The organism is Methylobacterium sp. J-072, from assembly GCF_022829425.1.
In the GTDB taxonomy this organism is placed as follows: Bacteria; Pseudomonadota; Alphaproteobacteria; order Rhizobiales; family Beijerinckiaceae; genus Methylobacterium.
On the sequence record NZ_JAKSYK010000008.1, the window covers coordinates 1 to 6,203 of the forward strand.

Consider the following 6,203-nt stretch of genomic DNA (forward strand, 5'->3'; position numbering starts at 1 on the left):
GGCGATGGACGACGCGGCCGGACGGCTCGGGACCTACTTCCTGGCTCAGCTCGGCATGAACGCCGCGTTCGGCGTCATTGTTGGCGTCGGCCTGTGGTTCATCGGCGTGCCCAACCCGCTGCTCTGGGGCGTATTCTCCGCCCCCGCACGGGAGAGGGGACCCGCGCCGCATCTGGAAATGTTTGAGTCTGTCAGGGGCGGGCGGCGTGCCGGATCAGCGGGCCGTGCGGTTGGCGGCGAGGTCGCCGGCGATGGCCTGCATCACCGACAGGGTGTCGACCTCGTCCTGCTCGGCGCCGTGGTCGCTGAGCTTCACGATCACGGTGCCGGTCTCGCGGTTGACGTAGACGTACTGGCCGTAGACCCCGATCGCCGAGATGTCGCTCTCGTCGCCCCCGGGGGCGTGCCACCACTGGGCCGAATACTGCCAGCCATCGACCGCCCGGCGGGCCGGCGTCTCGATCCGGTCGATCCAGCGGGCCGGGATGATGCGGTTCTGCCCGGCGCGGCCCTGGTCGGCCACCAGGAGCCCCAGGCGGGCGAAGTCGCGGGGCACGGCGTTGATGCAGCAGAATGCCTTCTCGATGCCGCCGGCCCGGTCGAGGTTCCAGGTGGCGTCGGCCTGGGCGCCCATCGGCTTCCAGATCCGCTCCGACAGCAGGTCCGCCAACGGCTTGCCCTCGACCCGCGCCAGGATCAGGCCGAGCAGCTCGGTGTCGATGCTGCGGTAGCGGCCCTGACTGCCGGGCTTGAACGCCAGATGCGCGTTGTCGCGCACGAAGGCGGTGATGTCCCGGGTCAGGTACATCCCGGCGGTGCCGGTCAGCGGATGCTGCGGATCGTAATTCTCCGGCACGGCGATCCCGCTCGTCATGTCGAGGAGGTCGCGCACGGTGATCTGGCCGAACACCGCGGCGTGGCGCAGCTCGGGCAGCAGGGCCGAGACCCGGTCGGTCTCCGCGAGCTTGCCGCCCGCCACGGCGGCGCCGACCAGCAGCGACACGATCGACTTCGCCACCGACCAGGACGGGAACAAGGTCGCCGGGCCGGTCCCGGGGCGCTGCCATTCATGGATCAGAACCCCGTCCTGCACCACCAGGAAGGCGTTGGTGTGCGTCTCCGCCAGCATCGTGGCGAGCGGGACCGGCTTCCCCTTCCAGGGGACGCGATCGAGGATCGGACTCGGCCGGAATGCCAGGTCGCGGGCCTGTTCGGGCGCCTGCACCACCCGGCTCGGGAACCACGGTCCGATCTCGGACGGCTCGAGGACCGCCAGGGCCGCCAGGGTGACCGGATCGGGGACGTCGATCAGCGCGGTGGCGGTCCAGGCGCAGCCGGCCGCCACGATGCCGCCGGCCGCGGCGATCACGCCCCAGCGCGGGCCCCGCCGGCGCCCCGGGCGGGGGCGGGCCGAAGGCTCCGGGATCGCGGACGACGCAGTCATGATGGATCGGTGTCGCTCTGGATCGTCACGGTCAGGGCGCCGTCGACCGGGGTCCGGCGCGCGCGGCGACCATGATGAGGAGGCGTTAACGAAGGGCCAACCGGGCCGGACGTTGCATTCGGATCTCAGCCGCACGTGTCCGGCGCGGGCGATCCGAAAATGTTCATGGATTCCACGGAAAAGGGCTGTCGAAGTCTGGCGGCATCTTATGGGACGAGACGGCTGCGCACAAACGCTAGCCTGCCGTCCTTGTCTGGTCGTCTATGGTGACCCGAAAAGTCGGGTTTCATTTGAGACTGGCTCCGTTCCTGCACAAAAGGTCTTCCGCGCGATGAACCCTTACCTGATCCTCGGGCTCGCGATCGGCGCGGAGGTCACCGCCACCCTGGCCCTGAAGGCGGCCGACGGCCTGACGCGGCCCGTGCCGACCCTGATCGTGGCGGTGGGCTACGGCACCGCCCTGTGGCTGATGTCGAACAGCATGGACATGCTGCCGATCGGGGTCGTCTACGCGATCTGGTCCGGGGTCGGCATGATCGGCGCGGCGCTCGGCGGCGCGTGGCTGTACGGCGAGGCGATCAGCCCGACCATGCTGGTGGGGATCGCGATCATCGCGGTGGGCGTGGCCGTCCTGGCGTCCGGGCAGGGCCAGCACTGAGCCGGCCCCGGCTTCGGCATGCTCAGAATCGGCCCGCGATGGTGAGGCGCACGGCCGTGGGCTCGACCGGGTGGAACACGCGGTCGGTCAGGCCCTCGGCCGGCTCCCCGGGCAGGCGCGAGACGTAGGCGTAGGTGATCTGGTCGGACCGGCTGTTGGTCAGGTTCAGCACGTCGAGGGAGACGCTGACCCCGTTCTCGAAGGCGTAGCCGACCCGGCCGTTGAACAGGGCGGTCGGGCGCGAGCAGATGGAGTTGTCCTCGATCAGGGGGCGCGGCCCGAAATACCGGAACCGCAGGGAGCCGAACCAGCCGAGCGGCTCGCCGAAGGTGATGCCGGCCGACGCGATGGTGGTGGGCGCTTCCGGCACCCGGTTGCCGACCGGATCGACGTCGGAGAACCGGGCATTGGTGATCGTCAGGTCGCCCTCCAGCGAGAGAAACGGGGTCACCGCGTAGCGGTTGGTCCACTCGACCCCGAAGCGCCGGGTCGGGCGGCTCGGCTCCGTGGTGCCGGTGTCGCCCTGGAACAAATTTTCGGACGCGAAGTCGAGCCGGAACAGGGCGAGGCTCGTCTCCAGCCCGGCGATCGAGCGGTTGCGCAGCCCGACCTCGTAGCCGGTCGAAGGCACCAGGAACGGCGAGCGGGTGGTGTTGAACAGCGAGCTCGCCGGATCGACCGTGGCGGTCACGCCGCGTACGTCGTTCGAGTGGAAGCCGCCGCCGTAATTCACGTAGAGCTCGGTGTCGAACCATGGCCCGAGGGTCAGACCGAGCTTCGGGTTGACGATGGCATCGCGCGCCCGCCCGGAATTGGCCGGCGTGTCCGAGGCGACGCGGGCCGCGTAGCCGTCGGCGCGGAAGCCGAGGCTGGTGCGCAGCCAGTCGGTCCAGCGCACCCGGTTGTCGAAGTAGAACGCGCCGCTCGTCTCCAGCACGCGGTCGTCGAGCACCCCCGAGCGGTATTGCCGGTTCGTCGTGTTGAACAGGCCGACCCGGATGCTGTCGGTTCGGGTCTGCACGCCGATCTCGTTCTCCATCGGCCGCCCGAACAGGTCGCCCTGGAAGATGTGCAGCGCCTCGCCGCCGCCGATGATGCGCTGGTCGAGCTGGTGGAACTGGTCGCCGCTGACCGGATCGTTGAGGAAATAGGTGAAGTCGTTGAACAGGTTGAGCTGCGAGCGGATCACGTAGGCCGAGGCCCGGGTCACGCCGGTTTCGTCGGTGCTGCTGAAGCGGCCGGACAGCGAGAAGCGGCTCGTATCGCCGCCATCCGTGGGGTTGATCGTGCCGTAGCGGCCGATCAGCCCCTGGACGACCGCCCGCTCAGGGATCTGGTTGGTGGCGGTCCAGCGGCCCGCATAGGCCATGCCGGTGACCGAGAAGCCGTCGAGCGCCGTGCCCTGGCTGTAGCGGGCGACGGTGCTGATCTTGCGCAGGGCGTCCGGGACCACCCAGGGCCCGTCATAGACCTGCGCGTCACCTGCAACCAGAAGGTTGCCGTCGCCGAGCAGGGTCGAGGCGATGCTGAGCGCCCGCTTGTAGCCGAAGCTGCCGATGGAGGTGAGCGCGAGGTTCTTCTGGACGGTGTCGAGATAGTCGATCCGCACCGAGCCGGCGGAGGCGAAATCGCCGTCGCGCACGAAGTACGGCCCCTTGTGGAACTCCACGGCGCCGACGAGTTCCGGGATCAGGAAGTTGATGTCGGCATAGCCCTGGCCGTGAGCATGGGTGCGCATGTTGAGCGGCATGCCGTCCAGGAACAGGGCGATGTCGGTGCCGTGGTCGAGGTTGAAGCCGCGCAGGAAGAACTGGTTGGCCTTCCCCTCCCCGCTGTGCTGGGTGACGATCAGGCCCGGCACCGCCTCCAGCACCTCGCCGGGGCGCGTCACCGGCCGGCTGTTGAGCTGGGCGCCGGTGATCACCCCCGCGCTGGCGGAATCCACGGTCAGGAGCGGACCGCCGATGCCAGTCACGCCGCCGACATAGCCCGCACTCGCGGCGGCACCGCCCCGCGGCGGCGCGGAAGGCTCGGCGGTGACCGAGATCTCGTCCAGGGTGGTCTCGGCGGCTTGCCGGTCCTGGGCGGACGCCGCCGGAATCAGGACCGCGAGGCTTATGGTCGTCAGCGTGGAAAGTCTTGAGCGCGCGGAGCGTGGGGCAGGATGGGGCACGGGACCTCGGGCGACGGCAGTGGCACGTCACCGCGAACGAGGCCGTGCCGACCGCGCTCGCGCACGGGCGTCCCGACACCCGCCAGGACACCCCGCCCAGCGCGTTTCGCGTGTGACCACGACTGACGGCAGGTCTCCTGGCTCACGGGTCGCCGCCCTCCCGTCGTCTTCCCGGGCGAGGTGGCCCAGTGACGTGGTGACGAGAAGGCTCACCGCTTACAGTTGCGGGGGCAGCCGCGGCTTCGGGCAAAAGACCCCTCACCGCGTTCCCTTTTGATCCCCGAAGGGAACCGTCTCGGCCACCATCGAGCCAAGGCGCCGGTCCCGTCAACGCCCCGGCACCGGTTGGCGGCCGGTGTGTCTCCCGGATGACACCGGGGCCTCGGCCGAGCGCCCTCCCCGCAGCGCAAGGTTCCGAGACGGGTGCCGGATCCCGTGCCGCTCGGATTCCGGCCATGGCGCTAACATGCTGATAGAGCCGCTGTTTTTCGGAGAACTTGGTGGTCCGGCGGCGGGCGCCGTCTTCGTCCCGGGGGGAATGGCCCCGGGGCTTGCCGGCTGTCCGCTGGCGTCCGCGGAACGGTGCACTCCGCGAGGTGCAGGCGAAGGCTCGCCACATCCTCGCCGCGAACGTGCACGCAAGCTTGGCGCCTACAACGACGGCGGGAGGCGATACCGCGATGGCGCGGTCGTCTCGCACCGAAACGCGGCTGCAGGAGGACGGAGCGCTGATGCATGCAGGGTAGCGAGAGGACTAAGATTGTGTCCGGGCTGGTCGTCCTGGCGCTCGCCGGCGGCCTCGGGGCGTGCAACATCACGGCCTCACCCTTGGTCACAGGATCGATCCCCGACCGCAAGGCGCCCTTGGTCGTCAGCGATGAAGAGCGCGATTGTCTCGGCCGGGCCATGTATTTCGAATCGAACCGCAGCGACGAGGGCGGCCTGCTCGCCGTCGGCACCGTGGTCATGAACCGGCTGGAAGCCGCGATCTTCCCGGGCGGCATCTGCGCGGTGGTCGGCCAGCCCGGCCAGTTCGCCCCCGGCGTGCTCACCAAGCCGATGCAGGAGCGCGACCTGCAGAAGGTCGCCGACGCGGCCGACGCGGTGCTGGCCGGCGAGCGGCACCCGAAGGTCGGGAAGGCGATGTATTTCCACACCGCGGGCCATCACTTCCCGTACAAGAACATGCATTACGTGGCCGTGGCCGGCGGCAACGCCTTCTACGAGAAGCGCGATTCCCGCGCGGCCCGGAAGGAAATGCCGAATTCCCCCGCGCTGCCGACGACGGTCTCGACCTACGCGGCGATCCCGGCTCTGCCGGCGGCGCAATAGGGCCGTTCCCGGCACAGGATCCGCCGTAGCCCTGCCTGGTCCGGTCGCGGGCCGGGGGAGCCTGCCCTCGTGGCGTAAAGTGCCCGACACGATCGCCGGGCAGGTCGGCCTCGGATCACGCGTCCGAGGCCGGGGGGATCCCGATTTCCTCGGAGAGTGTCGAACCGAAGCCAGATCTTAAAGTTGTATGCTCGCATTCAACTCGGCTCTTGCGCGACGATGTCTGAGGATGACGGTTTCGGCCGCATGGTGGACGCTGCCATCGCGGCGCATGAGCTCCTGCTCGCGCATGGCACGTCGACCATGCAACTCCTGTCGCGCTTGCTGCTGATCGAGGTCGGCGCGGAGATCGCGCTGCGCCGCGATGCGGAGACCGCCGCGAACGACAACCCCGACGATCCGGACGGGTAGAGCACCTCACAAAACGCCCGATCACCGGGCGCCTCCCTCTGCACACGACAGAGCAGTGGGCGTTTTGTGAGAGGCTCTTAGGGCGCTTGCCGCCGACGTGGATACCGGTTCGGCGTCAGCGAGCGGAGCACATCGAGGACGGCTCTCGTGCGGATCCGGCGAAGGCCGATTCATCCGTCCAGGCC

The 6,203-nt window shown here is 69.4% G+C and carries 5 protein-coding genes and 1 riboswitch; of the genes, 3 read left to right on the top strand and 2 right to left on the bottom strand.

Annotation, left to right across the window (positions count from 1 at the left end):
* Window positions 1-214: 214 nt before the first annotated feature.
* Window positions 215-1,444: a serine hydrolase domain-containing protein gene (locus MKK67_RS00110; RefSeq protein ID WP_243960634.1), complete on the bottom strand. Its 1,230-nt coding sequence runs from the start codon at window positions 1,442-1,444 to the stop codon at window positions 215-217.
* 331 nt (window positions 1,445-1,775) lie between these two features.
* Between MKK67_RS00110 and MKK67_RS00115 the strand changes: the two genes are divergently transcribed.
* The gene (locus MKK67_RS00115; RefSeq protein ID WP_243960636.1) at window positions 1,776-2,102 is read left to right on the top strand and encodes a DMT family transporter; all 327 of its coding nucleotides are present in this window, start codon (window positions 1,776-1,778) and stop codon (window positions 2,100-2,102) included.
* A 22-nt stretch (window positions 2,103-2,124) separates the two neighbouring features.
* Here MKK67_RS00115 and MKK67_RS00120 read toward each other — a convergent pair whose 3' ends face one another.
* Window positions 2,125-4,158: a TonB-dependent receptor gene (locus MKK67_RS00120; protein ID WP_243960642.1), complete on the bottom strand. Its 2,034-nt coding sequence runs from the start codon at window positions 4,156-4,158 to the stop codon at window positions 2,125-2,127.
* Between the two features lie 226 nt (window positions 4,159-4,384).
* A riboswitch (cobalamin riboswitch) is annotated at window positions 4,385-4,585 on the bottom strand.
* A gap of 425 nt (window positions 4,586-5,010) precedes the next feature.
* Between MKK67_RS00120 and MKK67_RS00125 the strand changes: the two genes are divergently transcribed.
* On the top strand, window positions 5,011-5,607 hold the full coding sequence (locus MKK67_RS00125) for a cell wall hydrolase (protein WP_243960638.1): 597 nt from the start codon (window positions 5,011-5,013) through the stop codon (window positions 5,605-5,607).
* A 246-nt stretch (window positions 5,608-5,853) separates the two neighbouring features.
* Window positions 5,854-6,018, top strand: a complete 165-nt coding sequence (locus MKK67_RS00130; RefSeq protein ID WP_243960640.1) for a hypothetical protein — start codon at window positions 5,854-5,856, stop codon at window positions 6,016-6,018.
* The last annotated feature ends 185 nt before the right edge of the window (window positions 6,019-6,203 follow it).